This is a genomic window from Mycolicibacterium tusciae (assembly GCF_002086795.1).
Classification (GTDB): Bacteria; Actinomycetota; Actinomycetes; order Mycobacteriales; family Mycobacteriaceae; genus Mycobacterium; species Mycobacterium tusciae.
This window is the reverse complement of the sequence record NZ_MVIM01000045.1, coordinates 1-3044: the sequence shown is the minus strand read 5'-3', so window position 1 is coordinate 3044 and position 3044 is coordinate 1. Positions and strand designations below refer to the sequence as shown.

General features: G+C 65.6%; 1 protein-coding gene. It reads right to left on the bottom strand.

What is annotated here, in order from left to right; all coding sequences use genetic code 11:
* Nucleotides 1-3044 (bottom strand): SDR family NAD(P)-dependent oxidoreductase (locus BST47_RS30005; RefSeq protein ID WP_122984576.1); only part of this gene is annotated, 3044 nt, incomplete at both ends.

Below are 3044 nucleotides of genomic sequence, written 5' to 3'. Positions count from 1 at the left end.
CGTATGCCGGTTTCGGTCTCGATGCGGGTGCGTAGTTCGAGGGCGCCCAGTGAGTCGACGCCGTACTCGGCGAGCGGCCGGTCGGGATCGACGCTGCGCCGCAGGATCAGGCTGACCTGGTCGGAGATGAGGCGCCGCAGCCGGGTGGGCCACTCGTCTTGGGGCAGCTCTGCGAGCTCGGCTCGCAGTCTGCTTGTGCCGGTTGGGTTTTGCCCGGTGGAGCGAAACGCCTCGGCGAAGGGACTGCGCTGGGCGAAGGCGCTCAACCACGGGGTACCCATGAAGGGCGCATAACCGGTGTAGGCGCGGTCGTGGCGCAGCAGCGCTTCCAATGCGTGAACGCCCTCCTCGGGTGCGATAGCCGCATCGGCGCCCTCCGCCAGGACAGTGCCGCGTCCTATCTGCCCCCAGGCTCCCCAGGCAATCGCGGTGGCCGGAAGTCCTTGGGCCCGGCGCCACAGCGTGAAGGCGTCCAGCCAGCTGTTGGCCGCGGCATAGGCGCCCTGGCCGGGCGAACCCACCAGCGCGGCCGCCGAGGAGAACGAACAGAACCAGTCCAACGACTGGCCGGCGCTTGCAGTGTGCAGGTTCCATGCCCCATACACTTTCGGCGCCCAGTCACGTTCGATGAGCTCATCGGTGATGTTGGCCAGGGTGGCATCCTCGACCACCGCCGCCAGGTGCAGCACACCGCGCACCGAAAGTCCGGTTGCGGTCGCCACTGCAACCAACCGGGCCGCCGTCTCGGGTTGGGCGATATCGCCACACTCCACCACGACGTCGGCACCCGTGGCGCGGATGCCCTCGATGGTCTGCATCGCCTCCGGTGTCGGCTGTGAGCGTGACGACAGCACGATGCGCCCGCACCCGGCCGCGGCCATCTTCTCGGCCACGAACAGCCCCAGGCCGCCCAACCCGCCGCTGACGATGTAGGCGCCATCGCCGCGGAATACCGGCACCCGCGACGGCGGCACGATCACACGGCTGGACCCGCTGCGCGGGATATCGAGCACCAGCTTGCCGATGTGCTGCGCCCCGCTCATCAGCCGAATAGCGGTCGCGGCGTCAGCAATCGGGTAGTGCGTGCTTTCCGGCATCGGCAGTACACCTTCGGCGGTGAGCCGATAAACCGTGTTCAGCAGATTGCGTAGCCGCTCGAGATGGCCGTAGGACAGCAACCCGAGGTCGACGCCGTAGAACGCAAGGTTGCGCCGGAACGGGAGCAGTCCCAACCGGGTGTCGCCGTATATGTCGCTCTTGCCGATCTCGACGAAACGTCCACCGAGCGCCAGCAACTCGATGCCCGCGCGCTGGGCGGCGCCGGTGACCGAATTGAGCACGATGTCAACGCCATACCCCGCTGTGTCACGGCGGATTTCCTCGGCGAACGCGATGCTGCGCGAATCGTATACATGCTCAATACCCATGTCGCGCAATATCTGCCGACGCTGCGGGCTGCCGGCGGTGGCGAAGATCTCAGCTCCCGCGGCACGCGCGATGGCGATTGCCGCCTGCCCGACACCACCGGTCGCGGAGTGGATCAATATCTTGTCGCCGCTTGCGATGTGCGCCAGATCGTGTAGGCCGTGGTAGGCGGTGGCGTGCGCGGTGGTCACCGCAGCAGCCTGCCCGCCGGAAAGTCCGGCCGGCAGCGTGACAGCCAGACGCGCATCGCAAGTGAGGAATGTGCCCCAACAGCCGTCGGCGCACAATCCGGCGACATGATCGCCCACCTGATGATCGCCCACGCCGGGTCCGACCGCGGTCACCACCCCGGCGAAATCAGTTCCCAACTCCGGCAGCCGCCCCTCGAAGGCGGGATAACGGCCGAAGGCCACCAGTACGTCTGCAAAATTGATACTGGATGCGGTGACCGCCACTTCGATCTGCCCTGGACCCGGCGGAACACGTTCGCAGGCAACGAGTTCCAACGTCTCCAAGTCACCGGGAGTACGGATCTGCAGACGCATCCCATCGCGCTCATGGTCGACGGCAGTGGTCCGTCGCTCGTCCGGTCGCAATGGAGTGGGCGACAGGCGCGCGACGTACCATTCGCCGTTTCGCCAGGCTGTCTCGTCTTCATCGGAACCGCTGAGCAGCTGCCGCGCCAACAGCTCGGCATCGGTGGCTTCGTCCAGATCGATCTGGACCGCATGCAATTGCGGATGCTCGACGCCGATCACCCGTGTCAAGCCGCGCAGCCCGGCCTGTTCCAAATTTGGCACATCACCATCAGCGACGGTCTGGGCATTACGGGTCACGACATACAGACGAGGCCATCCGGCAGGCATCTCTGACAATTCGCGAGTGAAATACGTCAGAAGCTTTACGTACTCTCGTCCCAGTTGCGGGGATTGGTCATTCGCACCGCCGCTGCTGCGCCCCGCCAGGACGACCGCTCGGGTGAATCCACCGGCACGCAAATGATCTCGAAGTTCTGCCGCTTTTGTGGTGCCGTCGGCAGCCGGCGGCCAGCACATCGTGGTGCACTGCGCACCATGCCGTTTGAGGACATCGATCAGCGCCGTAGTCGACACATCGGCGTCAACAGCGGTGATCAGCAACCAGTTTCCGGAGTCAGCCTGCGCGACGTCCGGCACCTGGCGCTGCCGCCATTCAATGGTCAGCAGCCGCTGGCCCAGTATCCGATCCTGGTGGTCATCTTCCGATTCGCCGGTGCCCAGTCGCAGCCCCTGCACCGCGAGAAGAACCGTTCCGTGTTCGTCGAGCACATCCAGGTCGGCCTCGACTCCAGAGGAGTCGGACTTGGTCACCCGTGTGTAGCAGTAGTGCGCGCCATGGCCCACCCCATAGGCGCGCAGGCGACGCACACCCAACGGCAATGCCAGCAATTCCCCGCCAAGGGCCTGGACGTCGGGATGGGCAGCGACGGATTGAAAACACGCATCCAGCAGCGCCGGGTGGACAACGTAAGCATCTTGCTGCGAGCGTAGATCCCGAGGTAGCGCCACCTCGGCCAGCACCGTTCGGGTTTCCCCCGCGCCGATACGCACCACACCTAAACCACTGAACGCCGGACCGTA